This is a genomic window from Streptomyces galbus (genome assembly GCF_005280195.1).
Lineage (GTDB): Bacteria > Actinomycetota > Actinomycetes > Streptomycetales > Streptomycetaceae > Streptomyces > Streptomyces galbus.
In genome coordinates, this window is sequence record NZ_SZPR01000018.1 from 21,012 (window position 1) to 43,507 (window position 22,496).

The 22,496-nt window shown below is 73.4% G+C and carries 21 protein-coding genes; 18 read left to right on the forward strand and 3 right to left on the reverse strand.

All coding sequences use genetic code 11. The annotated features are described in order from the left end of the window. Positions 1-456: 456 nt before the first annotated feature. From E4U92_RS21240 to E4U92_RS21290, 11 genes are all read left to right on the forward strand, one after another. The gene (locus E4U92_RS21240; RefSeq protein ID WP_137302037.1) at positions 457-2,145 is read left to right on the forward strand and encodes a CTP synthase; all 1,689 of its coding nucleotides are present in this window, start codon (positions 457-459) and stop codon (positions 2,143-2,145) included. A 91-nt stretch (positions 2,146-2,236) separates the two neighbouring features. Then, positions 2,237-2,863, forward strand: coding sequence for an NUDIX domain-containing protein (locus E4U92_RS21245; RefSeq protein WP_137302038.1), 627 nt, complete (start codon positions 2,237-2,239; stop codon positions 2,861-2,863). Between the two features lie 210 nt (positions 2,864-3,073). After that, on the forward strand, positions 3,074-5,158 hold the full coding sequence (locus E4U92_RS21250; protein WP_137302039.1) for a tetratricopeptide repeat protein: 2,085 nt from the start codon (positions 3,074-3,076) through the stop codon (positions 5,156-5,158). Positions 5,159-5,292: 134 nt separating this feature from the next. After that, positions 5,293-6,417: an alanine dehydrogenase gene (ald, locus tag E4U92_RS21255; RefSeq protein ID WP_168373940.1), complete on the forward strand. Its 1,125-nt coding sequence runs from the start codon at positions 5,293-5,295 to the stop codon at positions 6,415-6,417. A 401-nt stretch (positions 6,418-6,818) separates the two neighbouring features. Then, complete coding sequence (locus E4U92_RS21260; RefSeq protein ID WP_137302040.1) at positions 6,819-7,955, forward strand: ParA family protein; 1,137 nt, start codon at positions 6,819-6,821, stop codon at positions 7,953-7,955. Next, positions 7,940-8,539 (forward strand): hypothetical protein, encoded by a 600-nt coding sequence (locus E4U92_RS21265; RefSeq protein WP_137302041.1) that lies wholly within the window; start codon positions 7,940-7,942, stop codon positions 8,537-8,539. The genes E4U92_RS21260 and E4U92_RS21265 overlap by 16 nt, the downstream gene beginning before the upstream one ends. 18 nt (positions 8,540-8,557) lie before the next feature. Next, positions 8,558-9,655, forward strand: coding sequence for a segregation and condensation protein A (locus E4U92_RS21270; RefSeq protein WP_137302042.1), 1,098 nt, complete (start codon positions 8,558-8,560; stop codon positions 9,653-9,655). After that, the gene (scpB, locus tag E4U92_RS21275; RefSeq protein ID WP_137302043.1) at positions 9,652-10,314 is read left to right on the forward strand and encodes an SMC-Scp complex subunit ScpB; all 663 of its coding nucleotides are present in this window, start codon (positions 9,652-9,654) and stop codon (positions 10,312-10,314) included. Before E4U92_RS21270 ends, scpB begins: the two co-directional genes overlap by 4 nt. A 12-nt stretch (positions 10,315-10,326) precedes the next feature. Further along, on the forward strand, positions 10,327-11,448 hold the full coding sequence (locus E4U92_RS21280) for a pseudouridine synthase (protein ID WP_137302044.1): 1,122 nt from the start codon (positions 10,327-10,329) through the stop codon (positions 11,446-11,448). 70 nt (positions 11,449-11,518) lie between these two features. Continuing rightward, the gene (locus E4U92_RS21285; protein WP_373311524.1) at positions 11,519-12,256 is read left to right on the forward strand and encodes an NUDIX hydrolase; all 738 of its coding nucleotides are present in this window, start codon (positions 11,519-11,521) and stop codon (positions 12,254-12,256) included. Continuing rightward, positions 12,253-13,278, forward strand: a complete 1,026-nt coding sequence (locus tag E4U92_RS21290; RefSeq protein WP_137302045.1) for an ADP-ribosylglycohydrolase family protein — start codon at positions 12,253-12,255, stop codon at positions 13,276-13,278. The genes E4U92_RS21285 and E4U92_RS21290 overlap by 4 nt, the downstream gene beginning before the upstream one ends. Before the next feature lie 27 nt (positions 13,279-13,305). On the opposite strand, the gene E4U92_RS21295 is transcribed toward E4U92_RS21290, so the two are convergent. After that, the gene (locus E4U92_RS21295) at positions 13,306-13,734 is read right to left on the reverse strand and encodes a Rieske (2Fe-2S) protein (RefSeq protein WP_137302046.1); all 429 of its coding nucleotides are present in this window, start codon (positions 13,732-13,734) and stop codon (positions 13,306-13,308) included. 230 nt (positions 13,735-13,964) lie between these two features. Between E4U92_RS21295 and aroH the strand changes: the two genes are divergently transcribed. The 5 genes from aroH to der all read left to right on the forward strand — a co-directional run bounded on the left by aroH (position 13,965) and on the right by der (position 18,495). Next, complete coding sequence (gene aroH, locus E4U92_RS21300) at positions 13,965-14,327, forward strand: chorismate mutase (protein WP_137302047.1); 363 nt, start codon at positions 13,965-13,967, stop codon at positions 14,325-14,327. Beyond that, on the forward strand, positions 14,324-15,409 hold the full coding sequence (locus E4U92_RS21305) for a prephenate dehydrogenase (RefSeq protein WP_137302048.1): 1,086 nt from the start codon (positions 14,324-14,326) through the stop codon (positions 15,407-15,409). The genes aroH and E4U92_RS21305 overlap by 4 nt, the downstream gene beginning before the upstream one ends. A 184-nt stretch (positions 15,410-15,593) precedes the next feature. Next, entirely contained in the window at positions 15,594-16,283 is a 690-nt protein-coding gene (cmk, locus tag E4U92_RS21310; RefSeq protein WP_137302049.1) for a (d)CMP kinase, read from the forward strand. A 62-nt stretch (positions 16,284-16,345) separates the two neighbouring features. Beyond that, positions 16,346-16,933, forward strand: coding sequence for a lysophospholipid acyltransferase family protein (locus E4U92_RS21315; protein WP_137302366.1), 588 nt, complete (start codon positions 16,346-16,348; stop codon positions 16,931-16,933). Positions 16,934-17,016: 83 nt separating this feature from the next. Further along, positions 17,017-18,495 carry a ribosome biogenesis GTPase Der gene (gene der, locus E4U92_RS21320; RefSeq protein WP_137302050.1) on the forward strand — a complete coding sequence of 493 codons (1,479 nt, stop codon included), beginning with the start codon at positions 17,017-17,019 and terminating at the stop codon, positions 18,493-18,495. A 74-nt stretch (positions 18,496-18,569) separates the two neighbouring features. Here the strand turns inward: der and E4U92_RS21325 are convergent, their stop codons facing one another. Together E4U92_RS21325 and E4U92_RS21330 are read right to left on the reverse strand one after the other, a co-directional pair. Continuing rightward, positions 18,570-18,986, reverse strand: a complete 417-nt coding sequence (locus E4U92_RS21325) for a hypothetical protein (RefSeq protein WP_137302051.1) — start codon at positions 18,984-18,986, stop codon at positions 18,570-18,572. 67 nt (positions 18,987-19,053) lie between these two features. Further along, on the reverse strand, positions 19,054-19,836 hold the full coding sequence (locus E4U92_RS21330; RefSeq protein ID WP_137302052.1) for a hypothetical protein: 783 nt from the start codon (positions 19,834-19,836) through the stop codon (positions 19,054-19,056). 516 nt (positions 19,837-20,352) lie between these two features. On the opposite strand from E4U92_RS21330, the gene E4U92_RS21335 reads away from it, so the two are divergent. Then, positions 20,353-21,075, forward strand: a complete 723-nt coding sequence (locus tag E4U92_RS21335; RefSeq protein WP_137302053.1) for a LysM peptidoglycan-binding domain-containing protein — start codon at positions 20,353-20,355, stop codon at positions 21,073-21,075. 101 nt (positions 21,076-21,176) lie between these two features. Next, positions 21,177-22,181, forward strand: a complete 1,005-nt coding sequence (locus E4U92_RS21340) for a helix-turn-helix transcriptional regulator (RefSeq protein WP_137302054.1) — start codon at positions 21,177-21,179, stop codon at positions 22,179-22,181. The last annotated feature ends 315 nt before the right edge of the window (positions 22,182-22,496 follow it).

Here is a 22,496-nt window from a genome sequence, read left to right on the forward strand (position 1 = left end):
GCTGTCGCTAGTGCGGTCAAGGGGGGTAATCAGGTTGGTTCACTGCGTCGTTGAGCGGTGAAGCAAAGCAGCCACTCCGCCCAGAGGGCAAAACGACGATCTCCGCTCAACGAACTGACGAGCTCTCGATGGTCCGGTGGTGACGGGCGGGGGTGGTGCCGTATGTCCGGCCGGGCTCGGCAGCGAGTGTCCGAGCAGAATACGACGCACGTAGATGATCTGCGTGCCGCTCCGGGCAACCCGTGTGCGCCGAACGGGTGAGCGCCGGGTGAGGGACCGGTGTCCGGCCCGTGCCGCGCCCCCCGTGCGGGGAACCGCACGTGGCGGGCCGTGCGCGCAGCGTGGCCGGGAGCCGACACCCGTCGGCGCTGATACCCTGGTAGCCCGTGAGCCGGTGGGTGAGAAAGCCCCCGAACCGCCACCCCAGACCGCGACCACGGGAGCCCCCTCTTGGCCATGCCGCCCGCTGCCTTCCGCACCAGCCCAGCCACGACGACCAAGCACATCTTCGTCACCGGGGGTGTCGCCTCCTCCCTCGGCAAGGGTCTGACGGCCTCCAGCCTCGGCATGCTGCTCAAGGCCCGGGGCCTGCGCGTGGTCATGCAGAAGCTGGACCCGTACCTGAACGTCGACCCGGGCACGATGAACCCCTTCCAGCACGGTGAGGTGTTCGTCACCAACGACGGCGCAGAGACCGACCTCGACATCGGACACTACGAGCGCTTCCTCGACCGGGACCTGGACGGCTCCGCCAATGTCACTACAGGCCAGGTCTACTCGACGGTGATCGCCAAGGAGCGCCGCGGCGAGTACCTCGGTGACACCGTGCAGGTCATCCCGCACATCACCAACGAGATCAAGCACCGCATCCGGCGCATGGCGACCGACGAGGTCGACGTCGTCATCACCGAGGTCGGCGGCACCGTCGGCGACATCGAGTCGCTGCCGTTCCTGGAGACCGTCCGCCAGGTCCGCCACGAGGTCGGCCGGGACAACGTCTTCGTGGTGCACATCTCGCTCCTGCCGTACATCGGCCCCTCGGGCGAGCTGAAGACCAAGCCCACCCAGCACTCCGTCGCCGCGCTGCGCAACATCGGCATCCAGCCGGACGCCATCGTGCTGCGCTGCGACCGCGAGGTGCCGACCGCGATCAAGCGCAAGATCTCGCTGATGTGCGACGTCGACGAGGCCGCCGTGGTGGCCTGCCCCGACGCCCGCTCGATCTACGACATCCCGAAGACCGTGCACGGCGAGGGCCTGGACGCGTACGTGGTCCGCAAGCTGGACCTGCCGTTCCGGGACGTGGACTGGACGACCTGGGACGACCTGCTCGACCGCGTCCACAACCCCACGGACGAGGTCACCCTCGCCCTGGTCGGCAAGTACATCGACCTGCCCGACGCCTACCTCTCGGTCACCGAGGCGCTGCGCGCGGGCGGCTTCGCCAACAAGGCCCGCGTGAAGATCAAGTGGGTCACCTCCGACGACTGCAAGACCCCGGCCGGCGCCGCGGCCCAGCTCGGCGACGTCGACGGCATCTGCATCCCCGGCGGTTTCGGCGAGCGCGGCGTCAACGGCAAGGTCGGCGCCATCCGCTACGCCCGCGAGCACAAGGTGCCGCTGCTCGGCCTCTGCCTCGGTCTGCAGTGCATCGTGATCGAGGCCGCGCGCAACCTGGCCGACATCGCGGATGCCAACTCCACCGAGTTCGACCCCGCCACCGGGCACCCGGTCATCTCCACCATGGCCGAGCAGATGGACATCGTCGCCGGTGAGGGCGACATGGGCGGCACGATGCGGCTGGGCATGTACCCGGCCAAGCTGGCCGAGGGCTCGATCGTGCGCGAGGTGTACGACGGCAAGGAGTACGTGGAGGAGCGGCACCGGCACCGCTACGAGGTGAACAACGCCTACCGCGCCGAGCTGGAGAAGAGGGCGGGCATCCTGTTCTCCGGCACCTCGCCGGACGGCAAGCTCGTCGAGTACGTCGAGTACCCGCGCGAGGTGCACCCCTACCTGGTCGCCACCCAGGCGCACCCGGAGCTGCGCTCGCGGCCGACCCGCCCGCACCCGCTGTTCGCCGGCCTCGTGAAGGCCGCCGTGGAGCGCAGGCGGGCCGAGGACGCCGGGGAAGAGTCGAAGTAACACACCGGTTGTACGGTGGCCGGGGTGCATACCTTCACGGGTACGCACCCCGGTTTCGTTCTCCGCAGGTGAAGCAGGTGAAAGGGCAGGCATGACGATCAAGGACACTCCCGAGGAGTGGGAGATCCGGTCCTCCGAGACCCCCTTCCGGGGCGCCAAGACCTCCGTCCGCACGGACGAGGTGGTCATGCCCGACGGCTCCGTGGCCCGCCGCGACTACCAGGTCCACCCCGGCTCGGTCGCCGTCCTCGCGCTGGACGACGACGACCGGGTGCTGCTGATCAAGCAGTACCGCCACCCGGTGCGCCACAAGCTCTGGGAGATCCCGGCCGGCCTGCTGGACGTGCCCGGTGAGAACCCGCTGCACGCCGCCCAGCGCGAGCTGTACGAGGAGGCGCACGTCAAGGCCGAGGACTGGCGGGTGCTGACCGACGTGTACACCACCCCCGGCGGCTGCGACGAGTCCGTACGCGTCTTCCTGGCCCGCGGGCTGTCCGAGGCCGAGGGCGCGCGGTTCGCGGCCGAGCACGAGGAGACCGACCTGCAGTACGCGCGCGTGCCGGTGGACGAGCTGGTCCGGGGCGTGCTGGCGGGGGAGCTGCACAACAACTGCCTCGTCGTCGGCGTGCTGTCCCTGGTCGCGGCCCGCGGCGGGGCCGGCCTGGACGCGCTGCGCCCGGCGGAGGCCCCGTGGCCGGCCCGCCCGTTCGAGGCGTAGTCCGAGCCGGCTGTCCCCGGGAGTGACCGCGCCCGCGCACACCGCGTGGGCGCGCGTCGGTCCTACGATCTTTTGATCCGATCAGGGGAGTCCCGCCCCGTCACCGCCGCGCACGGCCGGGATCGTCGCAGAGCGTGAACTAGGCTCTGGAAACGCCCGAACCGGAGTCCCGGCGGGCCCCAGGCGTGCGATGGGACGGGAGTGTGGCCCGTGACGGATCAGACGGTGGACACAGGCGGCGTCGAGCTGTCGGGACAGCCGTCGGCTGAGGGCCACTTCCTGGGGCGCACCCGGGAGTTGAAGGAACTGCTCGCCGACATCGAGCGGGCCGGCCTGGACACCATCTCCGGGCGCAAGGCCCCCCGCGCACGCGTGCTGCTCATCGCGGGCCGCCCCGGATCCGGACGCTCCGCCCTCGCCGCGGAACTGGCCCGCCGGGTCGCCGGCCGGTACCCGGACGGGGTCCTGCGCGCCCGGCTCAGCGAGCCCGACGGCACCCCGGTTCCCGTCGCCCGGGTGGCCCGCGACCTGCTGACCGCCCTGGACGAGCCGGCCCCGCCCGGCGCGGACGAGGACGACCTCGCCGCGGCCCTGCGCGGCGCCCTCGCCGAGCGGCGCGCGCTGCTCCTGCTGGACGACGCGGCCGGCGCCGACCAGGTCGACGCCCTGCTGCCGGACACCCCCGACTGCCTGGTCGTCGCCGTCTCGGCCGGCCCCCTCACCGGCATCTCCGACGTGCGCCCCTGCACCCTGGGCGGCCTGGACACCAAGTCGGCGCTGGAGCTGCTCACCCGGTACACCGGCTCGGTCCGCGTGACCGTCGACCCGTACGCCGCCGAGGGCCTGGTCGAGGCATGCCAGGGCCAGCCCGCCACCCTGCTGCTGGCCGGAGGCTGGCTGGCCGCCCGGCCCATGTCGGCGGTGGCCGACCTCGCCAAGCACCTGCACGCCGAGGGCGACGAGGGCACCCCGCTCGACCGGGTCTTCGGGCTGGTCCACGCCGGGCTCCCCGCGCCCGCCGCCCGGACCCTGCGGCTGCTCAGCCTCGCCCCGGGCGGCCTGGTCGACCCGCACACCGCCTCGGCGCTGGCCGGGTGCTCGGTCGGTGCCGCGCGCACCACGCTGGACGACCTGACCGCCCTCGGCCTGCTGCGCGCGGCCGACTCCCCGCTGCCCCAGTACGAGGTGCCGGGCTGTCTGCACCCCCTGCTGCGGGCCGCCGCCGAGGCCCACGAGCGGCCGGCCGAGCTGCAGCTCGCCCGGGCCCGGATGCTGGAGCGCACCGTCCGGCTGCTGCAGTCCTGCCGCGCCATCACCGAGACGGACAGCCCCCAGGCCCGCGAGAAGCTCCAGGGCATGCCCCGCGCCGTGCGCTTCCCCGGCCCCGCGGCCGCGGCGCAGTGGCTGGACCTGACCCGGCCCGCCCTGCTCGCCTGCGCCCGGCTGGCCGTCGAGGAAGGGGACCTGGACACCCTGGCCCGGCGGCTGATGTCCCAGTTGGTGCGGGCGATGGTCGCCCACTTCGGCACCCAGGCCGCGGCACCCGACCTGTACGAGGTCCACCGGCTGGTGCTGGACGTGGCCGAGCGCCGCGACCTGCCCCGGGAGCGGGCCGCCGCCCTGCTGAACCTGGCCGACGTCGACGCCCGCACCGGCCGCACCCGCGCCGCCCTGGTGCGCTACCGGGCCGCGCTGGACGCCGGACGCGAGGCGAACGACCCGTACGCGACCGGCCGCGCGATGGAATCCGTAGGCGGCGCGCACCTGGAGCTGGGGGACTACGACCGGGCCGCCGACTGGTTCGGCCGGGCCCTCGGGGAGCGGCTGGCCCGCGACGAGCGCGCGGACGCCGCCCGGCTCTACGGCCGGATCGCCACCGCCCACACCTACGCCGGCCGCTACGGCGAGGCGCTGCGCAACTGGCGGGCCGCGGCCGCCGCCCACCGCAAGCTGGGCGACCTGGCCGCGCAGGCCCGAGCGGTCAGTGAAATCGCGCGCGTTCAGGAGTACGCGGGTCGGCCCGAGGAGTCGCTGCGCACCTGCCGGGAGGCGGTCGAGGGGGCGCGCCGGGCCGGGGACCACCGGCTCCAGGCGGCGCTGAACCTGCGGCTCGCCGACACCCTGGACCGCCTCGGCGACCCGGCCGCCGCGCACCTGCACCGGGCGGCCGCCGAGCGCATCCTGGGGGAGGAGGCACCCGAGACCGAGGGGCCGCAGGAGGGGCCCGAGCGGCAGGACCAGCCGGAACACGCTGCTAACGCCTGCGAAATCCGCAGTACACCCGCTGAAGATTGATGCAAAGGAAGGCTAGACAGCGGGAACACCTTCATTAGACTGGCTCTGTCGCACATTCTCCTGCGATGCATCCCGGTATGCCCTCTGCGGCCGGGTATGCCCAGCTATGCCCCACACCCTCTGAGCCAAGGACCGTGATCGACGTGAAGGTCGGCATCCCCCGCGAGGTCAAGAACAACGAGTTCCGGGTGGCCATCACCCCCGCCGGCGTGCACGAGCTGGTGCGCCACGGCCACCAGGTCGTCGTCGAGCGCAACGCCGGCGTCGGCTCGTCGATCACGAACGAGGAGTACGTCGCCGCCGGCGCCCAGATCCTGGAGACCGCCGACGAGGTCTGGGCCGGCGCCGACCTGCTGCTGAAGGTCAAGGAGCCGATCGCCGAGGAGTACCACCGCCTCCGCAAGGACCAGACGCTCTTCACCTACCTGCACCTGGCCGCCTCCAAGGAGTGCACGGACGCGCTCATCGAGTCCGGCACCACGGCGATCGCCTACGAGACGGTCGAGCTGCCCAGCCGCGCCCTGCCCCTGCTCGCCCCGATGTCCGAGGTCGCGGGCCGGCTCGCCCCCCAGGTCGGCGCCTACCAGCTCATGCGCGCCAACGGCGGCCGCGGTGTGCTCCCCGGCGGCGTCCCCGGCGTCCTGGCCGCCAAGGCGGTCGTCATCGGCGGCGGCGTCTCCGGCTGGAACGCCGCGCAGATCGCCATCGGCATGGGCTTCCACGTCACCCTGCTCGACCGGGACATCAACAAGCTCAAGGAGGCCGACAAGATCTTCGGGACGAAGATCCAGACCGTCGTCTCCAACTCCTTCGAGCTGGAGAAGGCCTGCCTGGAGGCCGACCTGGTGATCGGCGCGGTGCTGATCCCCGGCGCCAAGGCCCCGAAGCTGGTCACCAACGAGCTGGTGTCCCGGATGAAGCCGGGAAGTGTCCTTGTCGACATCGCGATCGACCAGGGCGGCTGCTTCGAGGACTCCCGTCCCACCACCCACGCCGAGCCGACCTTCAAGGTCCACGAGTCGGTCTTCTACTGCGTCGCCAACATGCCCGGCGCGGTGCCCAACACCTCCACCTACGCGCTGACCAACGCGACCCTGCCCTACATCGTCGAACTCGCCGACCACGGCTGGGTGGAGGCGCTGCGCCGTGACCCCGCGCTGGCCAAGGGCCTCAACACCCATGACGGCAAGGTCGTTTACCGGGAGGTCGCCGAGGCGCACGGCCTGGAGCACGTGGAGCTGGACTCCCTGCTCGGCTGACCCACGGGATCAAGTCATCCCCGCGTAAAAGGCGATTCGTCAACACAGGTGGTCAACGACACGCGACCGGCCGGACCTTGCCCCACAAGGTCCGGCCCGATGTGTGTATGGTCACTTTGCGATTCTCGGTCAACTCGCCTCGAACGCAACCCTTCGACCGATTCGCACACCGGTGGAACCTGCTGTGCGACGGCCGTACGCCCTTGACAGCGGGATGTTTCATTGCCGACACATCGGGCCGGGTCCGGCGGATTGTGTTGCTGCGGACGCCCGACACGCCATAGAGTCGCCAACCGTCGGCATGGTGCCACGCTGACCTGTCTAGAAGTTTCCTGGTCACCAAGGAGGTAAGACGACTTGTGAATGAGTCGACATTTTCTCCCGGGGGTGGTCAACCAGGAATGCCTGCACGGGACCAGGGTCCCGCGGGCTTCGAGGCTGTCGGCTCCGTCGCTGTCCGAACCTTCGCAGCCCACCAGAGCCAGAACAGCCCCCACACGGCTCTGTCAGCACCCCAGAGCATGGACGGTCATCACGTGAACGCCATGGCCGGCGACGGAAGTGGCGCGCCCCGCAACCACTTCGCCGACTACGACGAACTGCCCGAAGGGCACTTCTACGACCCCGACGCCGAGTACGAGCCGGACCCGGAGTACGCGGCCACGCTCGCGCCCGACGCGGCCCGCCAGCGCCGTGAGCGCATCGGGCCGACCGGACGCCCGCTGCCGTACTTCCCGATCCCGGGCCCGCTGACCGACCACGGCCCCGCGACGATCATCGCGATGTGCAACCAGAAGGGCGGCGTCGGCAAGACCACGTCGACCATCAACCTGGGTGCCGCGCTCGCGGAGTACGGCCGGCGGGTGCTGCTCGTGGACTTCGACCCGCAGGGCGCGCTGTCGGTCGGTCTCGGCGTCAACCCGATGGAGCTCGACCTCACCGTCTACAACCTGCTCATGGAGCGGGGCATGTCGGCCGACGAGGTCCTGCTGAAGACCGCGGTCCCCAACATGGACCTGCTGCCGAGCAACATCGACCTGTCGGCCGCCGAGGTCCAGCTGGTCAGCGAGGTGGCCCGGGAGTCGACGCTGCAGCGCGCGCTCAAGCCGCTGATGTCCGACTACGACTACATCGTGATCGACTGCCAGCCCTCGCTCGGCCTGCTGACGGTCAACGCGCTGACGGCCGCCCACAAGGTGATCGTGCCGCTGGAGTGCGAGTTCTTCGCCCTGCGCGGTGTCGCGCTGCTCACCGAGACCATCGAGAAGGTCCAGGAGCGGCTCAATCCGGAGCTGGAGCTCGACGGCATCCTCGCCACGATGTACGACTCGCGCACCGTGCACAGCCGCGAGGTGCTCGCGCGCGTCGTCGAGGCGTTCGACGACCACGTCTACCACACGGTCATCGGGCGCACGGTCCGCTTCCCGGAGACCACGGTCGCCGGTGAGCCGATCACCACCTACGCCTCCAACTCCGTCGGCGCCGCCGCCTACCGCCAGCTCGCCAGGGAGGTGCTCGCCCGGTGTCACGCCGAGTGAGTCTGCCGGGGGCCGACGAACTCTTCCGCACGACAGGGGGAACGGCGCTCCAGCCGTCCACGCCCCGGCGTCCGGGCGGGGAGGCCCGGGTGCCGGGTCCTGCCGCCGACAGTGACGCGGCCGCGTCCGCCGCGGCGGGCGGGCCGGCAGCGCCGGCCCCCGGCACCGAGGACGCCCCGCCGTCCGTGCCGGCGCAGGGCGGCGAGGGCGCGGAGCACGTCGCGGCCGACGCGGACCCCGAGGGCGGGGAGTCCCGCAGCCGGGGCGCCGCGGACCGCTCGGGACGGCGTACGGCGGCGCAGGAAGGTTCTGCCGGGGCCGCGGACGGCGCGGCACCGCGCAAGCGGGGACGGGCGGCGGCCCGGCGGCCCAGCGGCCGCGAGCGCCACGACGAGAAGATCACCGTGTACGTCTCCGCCGAGGAGCTGATGGACCTCGAGCACGCCCGCCTGGTGCTCCGCGGCGAGCACGGGCTGGCCGTCGACCGCGGCCGGATCGTCCGCGAGGCGGTCGCCGTGGTCCTCGCCGACCTGGAGACCCGCGGGGACGCCAGCATCCTCGTACGACGGCTGCGCGGGCGGTAGCGGTAGCCTGCGGGGGCGATGACCTCGAACGACCCTCCCCGCGGCCCCGGTGCACCCGGCGGCCGCCGGCGTGCGCTGGGCCGGGGACCGGGGACGCGGCCCGCTCCCGGACCGGCTCCCGAGCCGGCTCCCGTACCGGCCGCGGAGCCGGCCGCGGAGCCGGCTGCGGAGCCGGTCGTGGCGCCCGCCGCCGAGCCGGTCGCCGGGCCCGTGGCGGAGCCCGTCGCCGGGCCGCAGCAGGCGGCCGGGCCGGCCGCCGCGTCCGAGGGTGCCCCCGACGAGGCACCCGAGCCCTCCGACGGCGCCCGCGACGGTGTCTTCAAGGTGCGGCTCGCCAACTTCGAGGGGCCCTTCGACCTGCTGCTCCAGCTCATCTCCAGGCACAGGCTGGACGTCACCGAGGTCGCGCTGTCCAAGGTGACCGACGAGTTCATGGCGCACATCCGGGCGATGGGCCCGGACTGGGACCTGGACCAGACGACGGAGTTCCTGGTCGTCGCCGCGACCCTGCTCGACCTGAAGGCGGCCCGGCTGCTGCCCGCCGCCGAGGTCGAGGACGAGGGCGACCTGGCCCTGCTGGAGGCCCGCGACCTGCTCTTCGCCCGGCTGCTGCAGTACCGCGCGTACAAACGGATCGCCGACATCTTCACCGCGCGGCTCGACGAGGAGGCCCGCCGCTGGCCGCGCACGGTCGGCCTGGAGCCGCACCTCGCCGATCTGCTGCCCGAGGTGGTCATCAAGATCGGCCCCGAGGGGTTCGCCCGGCTCGCCGTCAAGGCGATGCAGCCGAAGCCCAGGCCGCAGGTCTACGTCGACCACATCCACGCCCCGCTGGTCAGCGTGCAGGAGCAGGCCCGGGTGGTCGTCGCGCGGCTGCGCGAGCTCGGCGAGGCCAGCTTCCGCGCGCTGGTCGAGGACACCGACGACACCCTGACCGTGGTGGCCCGGTTCCTGGCGCTGCTGGAGCTGTACCGCGAGAAGGCCGTCGCCCTCGACCAGGAGACCGCCCTCGGCGACCTCCTGGTGCGCTGGACCGGCGGCGACGGGGACGGGACACCGCGGGTGACGGACGAGTTCGACCGGCCGCCCGAGCCGCCGAAGGAGGACAAGGCATGAGCGGGGACACCACCGGCCCGGCCGAAGGGGCCCCGGCCGGACCGGGCACCGTCGCCGGCCTCGACCTCAAGCCGGCCCTGGAGGCCGTCCTCATGGTCGTGGACGAGCCCGCGACCGAGGAGCACCTGGCGAGGATCCTGGAGCGGCCCCGGCGGCAGATCGCCGGCGCGCTGCGCGAACTGGCCGACGAATACACCGCGCAGGGCCGCGGCTTCGAGCTGCGGTTCGTCGCCGGCGGCTGGCGTTTCTACACCCGGGCCGCCTACGCGCCCGCCGTCGAGCGGCTGGTGCTGGACGGCCAGACCGCCCGGCTCACCCAGGCCGCGCTGGAGACCCTCGCGGTGGTGGCGTACCGCCAGCCGGTCAGCCGCAGCAGGGTCTCGGCGGTGCGCGGGGTCAACTGCGACGGCGTGATGCGCACCCTCCTGCAGCGCGGTCTCGTCGAGGAGGCGGGCGCGGAACCCGAAACAGGTGCGATCCTGTACAGGACGACGACCTACTTCCTGGAGCGGATGGGCCTGCGCGGTCTGGACGAGCTCCCGGAACTCGCGCCCTTCCTCCCGGAGGCCGAGGCGATCGAGGCCGAGACCCAGGAAGGCGTGCCGTCGTTCGATCCGGACGCACCCGATGCGCCGGACGCCGAGGACGCAGACGACTAGACGGAACATTTGATGCGAAGCAGCAGCGGCAGGAACAGCAGCGGAAACAACGGCGGGAGCCGTGGTGGCAACAGCGGCGGCCGCGGCGGGAGCAGCGGCGGGCGCGGCAACTACCGCGGCGCCGGCAACGCCCGCGACGACAAGCAGGGTGGCCGGCCGAAGAAGCCGCGCCCGGAGGAGCGGCGCTACGACGTCGGCCCCGGCGCCACCCAGGACGGCCCGAAGTCGGGCCGCGGCGCCTCGGCCCGCGGCGGCGCCAAGGGCGGCCCCCGGCAGGGGCAGGGCACCGGACGCGGCCGTACCGCTCCGGCGAGTTCCCGTGAGTACGACGCCCGCGCCGAGGAGCGCAACCGCGAGCGGTACGCGGCCAAGAAGGACGTGAAGCTCCCCAAGACCTTCCCGGGTGCCGAGCAGGAGGGCGAGCGGCTGCAGAAGGTCCTCGCCCGCGCGGGCTACGGCTCCCGGCGCGCCTGCGAGGAGCTGATCGAGCAGGCCCGCGTCGAGGTCAACGGCGAGATCGTCCTGGAGCAGGGCAAGCGCGTCGACCCGGAGAAGGACGAGGTGCGCGTCGACGGACTGACCGTCGCCACGCAGTCGTACCAGTTCTTCTCGCTGAACAAGCCGGCCGGTGTGGTCTCCACCATGGAGGACCCGGACGGGCGGCAGTGCCTCGGCGACTACGTCACCAACCGGGAGACCCGGCTCTTCCACGTGGGGCGGCTCGACACCGAGACCGAGGGCGTCATCCTGCTCACCAACCACGGCGAGCTGGCGCACCGGCTGACCCACCCCAAGTACGGCGTGCGCAAGACCTACCTCGCGCACATCGTCGGCCCGATCCCGCGGGACCTCGGCAAGAAGCTCAAGGACGGCATCCAGCTCGAGGACGGCTACGCGCGCGCGGACCACTTCCGGGTGGTCGAGCAGACCGGCAAGAACTACCTCGTCGAGGTCACCCTGCACGAGGGCCGCAAGCACATCGTGCGGCGGATGCTGGCCGAGGCCGGATTCCCGGTCGACAAGCTGGTGCGGGTCGCCTTCGGCCCGATCACCCTCGGCGACCAGAAGTCGGGCTGGCTGCGGCGCCTGTCGAACACCGAGGTCGGCATGCTGATGAAGGAAGTCGACCTGTAGACATCCGCTGAACCTTCGCCTTGTGGGCGCCCCCCACCCCCTTTTATAGTCGGGCTGACCATAAAAGGGGGTGGCTGTGGTGAGCGGTGCGCTGCGGTACGACAAGTACGCCCACGAGCCCTTCGCCGTCACCGTCGACCTCGCCGTCCTGACCCTGCGCGCGGGCGCCCTGCACGTGCTGCTCGTCGAGCGGGGCCAGGAGCCCTACGCCGGCCGCTGGGCCCTGCCCGGCGGCTTCCTGCTGCCCGACGAGTCCGCCGAGAGCGCCGCCCGCCGCGAACTCGCCGAGGAGACCGGCCTCGCCGACGTCTCCGGGCTGCGCCTGGACCAACTGCGCACCTACAGCGAGCCCGGCCGCGACCCCCGGATGCGCGTCGTGTCCGTCGCGTTCACCGCGCTGCTCCCCGACGCCCCCGAGGCGCACGGCGGCGGCGACGCGGCCCGGGCCCGCTGGGTCCCGTACGACGACGCCCGCGAGCTGGCCTTCGACCACGACCGGATCCTGGCCGACGCCCGCACCCGGATCGGCGACCGGTTGGAGAACACCCCGGCCGCCACCGCGTTCTGCCCGCCCGAGTTCACGCTCGGCGAGCTGCAGCAGGTCTACGAGGCGGTGTGGGGCACCCCCCTGGACCGCCCCAACTTCCGGCGCAAGGTGCTCGCCGTGCCCGGTTTCGTCGCCCCCGTGCCGGGCGGCGCGCGGCTGACCGGCGGCCGCGGCAAACCGGCCGCGCTCTACCGCGCGGGACCCGCCGCGACCCTCCACCCGCCCCTCCTCCGACCGCAACGAGAAGGACGTACGACATGACCGACGCGACCCTCGGCGACCAGCGCGCCGCCACGGGAACCCTGCTGGGGCTCGCCCTGGGCGACGCCCTCGGGTTCCCGACCGAGTTCAACGACGTGCCGTCGATCATCGCCAAGTGCGGCCCCTGGCGGGAGATGGAGCTGCCGGGGAAGGCGTTCGTCTCCGACGACACCCAGATGACCCTCTCGGTCGCCCGCGCGCTGCGCACCGCCATGGACCGCGGGGTGCTCGGCCCCCGAGGGCTGGAGGGGCCGCTGCGCGAGGAGTTCGTGGAGTGGTACGAGTCCCCGGACAACAACCGCGCCCCCGGGCGCACCTGCCTCACCGCGTGCTCCCTGCTCAAGGAGGAGGGCCGCGCCTGGCAGGACGCCAGCCAGATCGGCTCCAAGGGGTGCGGCGCCAACATGCGCGTGGCCCCGGTCGGCATCGTGCCCGGGCTGAGCGACGACCAGCGCGCCGGCGCCGCCCAGCTCCAGTCCGGCCTCACCCACGGCCACCCGACCGCGCTCGCCGCCTCCGACCTGACCGCGCACGCCGTGCGGCTGCTCGCCCGGGGCACCGCGCCGGGCGGCCTCGTCGACGCCCTGCGCGGCTACGCCCGGGACAACCGCGGCCGCTACCACCACGACTGGCTCGGCGACCTGTGGACCCGGGCCCAGGACCCCACCCCCGAGCACTTCATCGGGCGCGGCTGGGACGAGTGCCTGCGCGTCCTGGACCGCCTGGAGGCGGCGCTGCGCAGCCCCGACCCCGAGGAGGACCCGTGCCGGGCCACGGGAGAGGGCTGGATCGCCGAGGAGGCGCTGGCCACCGGACTGCTGTGCTTCCTGCTCTTCCCCGACGAGCCGGTGACCGCGCTGCGCCGCGCGGCCTGCTCCTCGGGCGACTCCGACTCGATCGCCTGTCTCGCGGGCGCCTTCGCCGGCGCGTACGCCGGTGCCGCGGCCTGGCCGGCCGCGTGGGCGGACCGCATCGAGCACGGCAGCGAGCTGGTGACCCTCGGCGCCCTCTGGGACGCCTGAACCGGGGGCCGCCCTCCGGCGGTGCGCTCAGGCCAGCTCGATGGAGTCGCCCTGGACGGTGATCCGCTCCGCCGGCAGGGGCCTGGGCGCCGGGCCGGCGACCACCGAGCCGTCGGTGATGCGGAACTCGCTCTTGTGGCAGGGGCAGTTGATGGTGCCGCCGGCGACCGTGGCCACCGTGCAGCCCTGGTGGGTGCAGATCGCCGAGAACGCCTTGAACTCGCCCTGGGCGGGCTGGGTGACCACGACCTTGCGGTCCGCGAAGACCTTGCCGCCGCCCACCGGGATCTCGGACGTCTTCGCCAGCTCCCGGCCGCCGGAGGCGCCCGCCGACGGCGTCCCCTCGGTCGCGCCGCCGGACGAGCCGTCGCCGCCGGACCCGCCGCCGCATCCGGCGGCCAGGGCGGCCGCACCCGTGACGAGGAGGACCGTACGGCGGGGGGCGGGGTGGGTCATGTCGTCACTCCGGGGATCGGGGAGGCAGGAACAGGGCCGAACCGAGGGGCGCCCCCATCAGAGCGGACACCGTACCCGACGTAAAGGGGGCGGACGGGTGCATTCCCGCCCGAAGCGGTCGGCGGGGCCTCCGTGCCGTCTCACCGGGCGGGCGGCCCGCGCCCGGCGGCCGGCGGCTGACTAGGCTGGACGGACGCGAAGCGATCAGCACGTCAGCAAGGAGCAGCACCGTGGCGGTACGAGCGGTCCGGGGAGCCGTCCAGCTCGAGCGGGACGAGGCCGGGCACATGGACGAGCAGGTCGGCGCGCTGCTCACCGCGATCCTGGAGCGCAACGGCCTGACCGCCGACGACCTGATCAGCATCTGGTTCACCGCGACCCCCGACCTGCACAGCGACTTCCCGGCCGCCGCCGCCCGCAAGCTCGGCATCGTCGACGTCCCGCTGATCTGCGCCCAGGAACTCGACATCGAGGGCGCCATGCCCCGGGTCGTGCGCATCCTCGCCCACGTCGAGTCGGACCGGCCGCGCTCCGACGTCGCCCACGTCTACCTCGGCGCCGCGGCCGCCCTGCGCAAGGACATCGCCCAGTGAGGACCGCACTCGTCATCGGGACCGGGCTGATCGGCACGTCCGTCGCCCTGGCCCTCGCCCAGCGCGGGGTCGTCGTCCACCTCGACGATCACGACCCCGAGCAGGCCCGTACGGCCGCCGCGCTCGGCGCCGGCACCGAGGAGCCGCCCGCCGGGGTCGTCGACCTCGCGGTCGTCGCCGCGCCGCCCGCCCACGTGGCGTCCCTGCTCGCCGACGCCATGACCAGGGGCGTGGCCCGCGGCTACCTGGACGTCGCCAGCGTCAAGGGCGGCCCGCGCCGGGAACTGCAGGCACGGGGCCTGGACCTGTCGGCGTACATCGGCACCCACCCGATGTCCGGCCGGGAGAAGTCCGGCCCGCTGGCCGCGACCGCGGACCTGTTCGAGGGGCGCCCCTGGGTGCTCACCCCCACCCGGGACACCGACACCGAGGTGCTCAACCTGGCGTTGGAGCTGGTCTCGCACTGCCGGGCCGTGCCGGTCGTGATGGACGCCGACGCCCACGACCGCGCCGTCGCCCTCGTCTCGCACATGCCCCACCTGGTCTCCAGCCTGGTCGCCGCGCGCCTGGAGCACGCCGAGGAGTCGGCGGTACGGCTGTGCGGCGGGGGCATCCGGGACGTGACCCGGATCGCCGCCTCCGACCCCCGGATGTGGATCGACATCCTCTCCGCGAACCCGGGGCCGGTCGCCGACCTGCTCTCCGACGTGGCCGCCGACCTCGACGGGACCGTGCGGGCGCTGCGCGCGCTGCAGTCCTCCGACGAGGACAAGCGGAGCGAGGGGGCCGCCGGGATCGCCGACGTGCTGCGGCGCGGCAACGCCGGCCAAATCCGGGTGCCCGGCAAGCACGGCTCGGCGCCGCGGGCGTACGAGGCCGTCGTGGTGCTCATCGACGACCAGCCCGGGCAGCTCGCCCGCATCTTCGCGGACGCGGGGGCGGCCGGGGTCAACATCGAGGACGTGCGGATCGAGCACGCCACGGGCCGGCAGGCCGGCCTGGTGCAGCTCATGGTCGAGCCGAAGGCCGCGCCGGCGCTGTCCGCGGCGCTGCGCGAGCGGGGCTGGGCGCTGCGGCAGTAGGCCGGGCGCGGAGCGGTGGTGCCGGGCGCCGGGCGGTGCTGCCGCGCCCCGTACCGGTGCCGCGGCCGGGCCCCGTCCCCGTGCCGGGGCTGGAAGGAGGGGTCCGCGCGCCCGGTAACCTGGTGCGGGGTGCCCTCGCGTCCCGCACACCGCTCACCACCTCGCACCAGGAAGGTGTCCCCCCGTGGAAAACGGCGCCGCCCAGCCCGTGATTGTCGCCATCGACGGCCCCGCCGGCACGGGCAAGTCGAGCACGTCGAAGGCCGTGGCCACGCAGCTCGGCCTGAGCTACCTGGACACCGGGGCCCAGTACCGGGCGATCACCTGGTGGATGGTGACCAACGGGATCGACGTCGAGGACCCGCACGCCGTGGCCGCCGCGGCCGGCAAGCCGGAGATCGTCTCCGGCACCGACCCGGCCGGCCCGACGATCACCGTGGACGGCGTCGACGTGGCGGGCCCCATCCGCACCCAGGAGGTCACCTCCAAGGTCAGCCTGGTCAGCGCGGTGCCCGAGGTGCGGGCCCGGATCACCGAGCTGCAGCGCTCCGTCGCGGCCGGCGTCGAGCGGGGCATCGTCGTCGAGGGCCGGGACATCGGCACGACGGTGCTGCCCGACGCCGACCTGAAGGTCTTCCTCACGGCCTCCCCGGAGGCCCGGGCCGCGCGCCGCAGCGGCGAGCTGGGCCGGGGCACCGACGTGCGGGCCACCCAGGAGGCGCTCGTCGCGCGGGACCGCATCGACTCCAGCCGCAAGGCGTCCCCGCTCGCCAAGGCCGACGACGCCGTCGAGGTCGACACCACCGAGCTCACCCTGGACCAGGTCGTCGAGTGCGTGGTGACCCTCGTCGAGGAGAAGCGGGCCGGGAAGTGAGCGGACCCTCCCTGCCCTCGGAGCGGGGCGCAGAGGTCGGGCGGCGCATCGGCGTCGGCCTGATGCACGGGCTGTGGAAGCCGCGTGTGCTCGGCGCCTGGCGGGTGCCGGCCACCGGCCCGGTGATCCTCGCCGTCAACCACTCCCACAACATCGACGGGCCGATGGTCATGGGCGTCGCGCCCCGGCCCACGCACTTCCTGATCAAGAAGGAGGTGTTCGTCGGCCCGCTCGGCCGCTTCCTGACCGGCATCGGCCAGGTGGAGGTCGACCGCTCCACCGCCGACCGCACGGCGATCAGCCGGGCGCTGGCGGTGCTGGAGGGCGGCGGCGTCCTCGGGATCTTCCCCGAGGGCACCCGCGGCGAGGGCGACTTCGCCTCGCTGCGCGCCGGGCTCGCCTACTTCGCCGTGCGCAGCGGGGCGCCGATCGTGCCCGTGGCCGTGCTGGGAAGTTCCGGGCGCGGCGGACGGTTGGTCAAGGCGCTGCCCCCGCTGCGCAGCCGGGTCGACGTGGTCTTCGGCGACCCGTTCCCGGCCGGCGACGGTTCCGGGCGGCGCACCCGCAGGGTGCTCGACGAGGCCACGGAGCGCATCCAGAAGCAGCTCGGCGAGCACCTGCACCACGCCAGGCGCCTCACCGGGCGCTAGGCGACACTGAGTAGTGGATCACCCGGGGAGACAGCCCGGCCGGTCCACCGATCACCACGAAGGAACGACGAGGTACGCACTTCATGAACGACCAGAACCAGCCCGGCGACTCGGCTGAGCACGAGTACGACCACGGGGCTCTCGGCGACGCCGAGTACGCGCAGTTCATGGAGCTCGCCGCGGAAGAGGGCTTCGACGTCGAGGACGTCGAGGGCGCCATCGAGGAGGCGGGTCACGGCCCGCTGCCCGTCCTCGCCGTCGTCGGCCGGCCCAATGTCGGCAAGTCGACCCTCGTCAACCGGATCATCGGGCGGCGCGAGGCCGTCGTCGAGGACAAGCCGGGCGTCACCCGCGACCGCGTGACCTACGAGGCCGAGTGGGCGGGCCGCCGCTTCAAGGTCGTCGACACCGGCGGCTGGGAGCAGGACGTCCTCGGCATCGACGCCTCCGTGGCCGCCCAGGCCGAGTACGCGATCGAGGCCGCGGACGCCGTCGTCTTCGTCGTGGACGCCAAGGTCGGCGCCACCGACACCGACGAGGCCGTCGTCCGGCTGCTGCGCAAGGCCGGCAAGCCGGTCGTGCTGTGCGCCAACAAGGTGGACGGCCCGAGCGGCGAGGCCGACGCGGCCTACCTGTGGAACCTCGGCCTCGGCGAGCCCCACCCCGTCTCCGCGCTGCACGGCCGCGGCACCGGCGACATGCTCGACGCCGTCCTGGAGGCGCTGCCCGAGGCCCCGGAGCAGAGCTTCGGCACCGCCGTCGGCGGCCCGCGCCGGGTCGCCCTGATCGGCCGCCCCAACGTCGGCAAGTCCTCGCTGCTGAACAAGGTGGCCGGCGAGGAGCGCGTCGTCGTCAACGAACTCGCGGGCACCACCCGCGACCCGGTCGACGAGCTGATCGAACTCGGCGGCAAGACCTGGAAGTTCGTCGACACGGCCGGCATCCGCAAGCGGGTACACCTCCAGCAGGGCGCCGACTACTACGCCTCGCTGCGCACCGCGGCCGCCGTCGAGAAGGCCGAGGTCGCGGTCATCCTGATCGACGCCGCCGAGAGCATCTCGGTGCAGGACCAGCGCATCGTCACCATGGCGGTCGAGGCGGGTCGCGCGATCGTCATGGCCCTCAACAAGTGGGACACCCTCGACGAGGAGCGCCGCTACTACCTGGAGCGGGAGATCGAGACGGAGCTGGGCCAGGTCGCCTGGGCCCCGCGCGTCAACGTCTCGGCGCGCACCGGGCGGCACATGGAGAAGCTGGTCCCGGCGATCGAGACGGCCCTGGCCGGCTGGGAGACCCGGGTGCCGACCGGCCGGCTGAACGCCTTCCTCGGCGAGCTGGTCTCGGCCCACCCGCACCCGGTCCGGGGCGGCAAGCAGCCGCGCATCCTGTTCGGCACGCAGGCCGGCACCAAGCCGCCGCGGTTCGTGCTCTTCGCCTCCGGCTTCATCGAGGCCGGCTACCGGCGCTTCATCGAGCGGCGGCTGCGCGAGGAGTTCGGCTTCGAGGGCACCCCGATCCACATCTCGGTGCGGGTGCGCGAGAAGCGCGGCAAGAAGAAGTGACCGGCCGGGCGACCGGTTGAACGCGACGGAGGGGCGGCCCGTGGGGGCCGCCCCTCCGTCGCGCGGTGGGCCTCTCAGTAGCCCCGGCGCGGGGCCGGCGGGAGCGCCGCCGGCACGGGGGTCATCCCGGTGTGCGTGTGCTGCTGGCCGAGCGTCCCGACCCGCTGCCACCCACCGGACGTCTGCTGTCCGAGGCCCCGGCGCGCACTCTGCGCCCCCGCGCTGTACGCCCCGTAGGAGCTGCTGAACGACCCCGGCCGGGGGGTCTCGTCGTACGGGTCCGTGCGGTGCGGGAGGCTCCCGAAGGCGGTGAAGCCCAGTTCGTCCTCCCCGCTGCGGTCACCCGGCAGCGCGCGGAAGGACCTGACGTACTCCGCGTAGAGCGCGTCGTAGATCGGCGTGGCCGAGGGGCCGCCGGAGGAGTCCTGACCCGGTCGGGCGGAGGGGATCGACGGGAGGGACGGGCGGCGGGGGGAGTCGTATGCGTGCACGTAAGTCCCAACGACCGGCTGGGGGAAGGGATGCGGTATCCGGCCCCTCACCTGCGGGGGAAGCGGCTCAGGTGCCCGCGAGCGGCAGTGCGGCGGCGACCAGCTTGCCGTTGGCGGCGGCCTTGTCGAGCGCGTCGCGCAGCAGGTCCTCGCGCGGCTGGCGCCCGATCGAGCCCACCGGCGCGGCGAACATCAGCACCTGCTGGTGCTTGTTGGCGGCGGCCCGCCAGCCCTCGGTCACCTGGAGCGGTTGGTGCGCCTGCCACCAGGCCACCGGCTGGCCGCCGTCGGGGCCGGGCTGGAGCACGGCGTGCAGCCGGCCCATCGCCACCAGCACCGACCACCCGTGCCGCACCGGCGGCGCCTCGGTCAGCTCGGTGACCGGCAGGAAGCCCTGCTCGATGAGCAGCGGCAGGAAGTCGTCGCCGGTGCCGGTCGCGCCCGGCCGTACGATCGGCGCGGTCGGCTCGACGACCAGGGCGGGGTGCAACTCGCCCGCGATCAGCACGAGTCCGCTGGTGACGCCGAGCACGGCCTGCTCGGGCACGACCTTCTCGGGCTCCAGGTCGGTGGTGTCGCCGCCGATGGAGCGGACGGCGCCCCGCAGTTGCTCCTCGGTGACCTGGACGACCTGGGAGGGCAGACAGGTGGCGTGGGCGAAGGCGAGGACGGCGGTCTCGTCCCCGATGAACAGGACGGTGCTGGTGCGCTCGTGCTCGGAGTCGCCCGGGGTGCGGCAGGACGTGCAGTCGTAACTGCCCGGGGCGTTCTCTCCGGCGAGCAGCCGGTCGGCTTCTTCGTCGCCGATCTCGGCGCGTACCTCGTCGCTGACGTCGAGCATGCGCGGCACGGGTGGCTCCCTCGGATGCGGTGCGGTGACGGGCCGGGTGGCTCCCCGGCCCATGAAGAAGACAACGGGCGACCTGTGGCGGGAGTCACGCGGTCCGGCGAACGGAATGGAACCCTCGGACGCGCTCGGTCACGGAGCGAACGGAACAGGACACTCCCAGTCAGGTCACGCGACGGTCACGACTGGGGGTTCCGTGAACTGACTCACAGTTTGGGCGAGTTGGGTACCGACATATCCCGACAATCGGGGGCGGACCGGCTGGCCCGCAGGGACCGCTACCTCCGGTAACTCCCAACTGGCCTGCGGAAACAGGGAATTGGTTGATAACGAACCGTCAGCATCCCTAGATTGCTCCGCCGTGTGCAACGAGCACCGCTCGGGTACGTCCACCGGCCGCGCAGAGCCAGACACCGCGCAGCACCACGCCGGCGGACGGGACGGAGCACGGCGACCGCGTTCCCTGCGCGGCCGGCGGGCCCCGTTCGGGGAAGCCCGGGTCAGCAGAGAGGGATGTACATGTCCGAGTGTGCCGATACCACCCGCGAGAACACCCGCGTCACCGGCAACAGGACGCGGACGACGGCGGTCCTCGCCGGGGCGGCGCTGCTCGCCCCGCTGGGACTGCTCGCCGCGACCGGCAGCGCCGACGCGGCGGACGGCGGGGTGTGGGACCGCATCGCCCAGTGCGAGAGCGGCGGCAACTGGCACATCAACACCGGCAACGGCTACTACGGCGGCCTGCAGTTCTCCGCCTCCACCTGGCGCGCGTACGGCGGCACCGCGTACGCCGCGACGGCCGACGGGGCCACCAGGGACCAGCAGATCGCCGTCGCCACCAAGGTCCAGGGCGCCCAGGGCTGGGGTGCCTGGCCGGTCTGCTCGGCACGGGCCGGAGCGTCCGGCGGCGCGCCCGCGGCGGCTTCCTCCGGCTCGGGCTCCTCGACGACGACGTCGAAGAGCGCGGGGGAGCACCACACGCGGCAGAACGGCGCCCCGTCGCAGAGCGCCGCGCCGCGCAAGAGCACCACCACGCACCAGGGTGGCCAGGCGGCCGAGCGGTCCGCCGTACCCGCCTCGCGCGGCGCCTCCCGCGGTGACTACACCGTCCGCCAGGGCGACACGCTGAGCACCATCGCCGCGGCCAACGGCACCACCTGGCAGCGCCTGTACGCCGCCAACCGGGCCGTCGTCGGCGGCGACCCCGACCTGATCGTGCCCGGCCAGCGCCTCCTCTTCTGAGCCGCGCCCCGACCCGGCACGCACCGTCGTGCGCAGGCCCCGCCCGGTCCGTCGACCGGGCGGGGCCCGTCCGTCCCGCGCCCGGCTGGCAGACTCGCCCCATGCTGGAGACCTCCGCCCGACTGCTGCGTCTGCTCTCGCTGCTCCAGGCCTACCGGGAGTGGTCCGGCGCCGAGTTGGCCGAACGGCTCCGGGTCACGCCGCGGACCGTGCGGCGGGACGTGGAGCGGCTGCGGGAACTGGGCTACCCCGTGCACGCGAGCCCCGGCACCGGCGGCGGTTACCAGCTCGGCCCGGGCGCCGACCTCCCGCCGCTGCTGCTCGACGACGACGAGGCCGTCGCCGTGGCCGTCGGACTGCGCACCGCCGCCGGACAGGCCGTCGAGGGCATCGGCGAGAGCTCGGTGCGGGCGCTGGCGAAGCTGGAGCAGGTGCTGCCGCACCGGCTGCGCCGCAGGGTGGGCGCGCTCACCGCGTTCACGGTGCCGATGGCGCGCGCGGCGCAGCCGGCCGCCGTCGACCCGGCCGTGCTCACCGAGCTCGCCCACCTGTGCCGGGACGCCGAGCTGCTGCGCTTCGCGTACACCGGCGCGGACGGCACCGAGAGCCGCCGCACCGTCGAACCGCACCGCCTGGTGTGCAGCGAGCGCCGCTGGTACCTGGTCGCCTGGGACGTCGAGCGCGCCGGCTGGCGGACGTTCCGGGTGGACCGCATCACCCCGAAGCCGCCGCACGGGCCGCGCTTCGAGCCGCGCGAGCCGCCGGCCGAGGACCTCGCCGCGTACGTCTCCGAGGGGGTCTCCACGCGCGTGTACGCCGAGCACGCGACCGTGCGGCTGCTGGTGCCCCTGGAGCGGGCCGCCGAGCGGATCTCCCCGTCCGCCGGGACGCTGCGGGCCGACGGACCGGACGCGTGCCTGCTGCGCACCGGGGCCGGCAGCCTCGACGTCATGGTGATCCACGTGGTGATGATGGGCTTCCCCTTCGAGGTGCTGGAGCCGCCCGAGCTGATCGAGGCGCTCCGGCGGACGAGGGACCGGCTCGACGACGCCCTGTCCCGGGCCGAGGGGGCGGCCGCGCGGCCCCCGGCCGGGGGACTCGGCTAGCGCGGCGGCCCGCAGGTGTGGCGCACCGGGGCCGGGGCATACGGAGATGGTGTGCGGAAGCCGTGTATTTTCCCTGCACCGTCGGCTTCCGCTCCTCGGCGTGTCCGGATACCGCCCACTGGGGAATGCGGCGGGTTACCGCGGGTTCATCCATAACGCCCGCGCGCGTTATTCGAGAAGCCGATCCGGCCTTCCGGGAATTGCGTTCGAATAGGCACCGTAGGCATGCGGGGTTGCCGCCCCGAGTGACGGAACAGGGTCAAACCAGGACCGGGACGCTGTGACAGAAGTGTGACAGGAGTGGCTCCCGGGGTC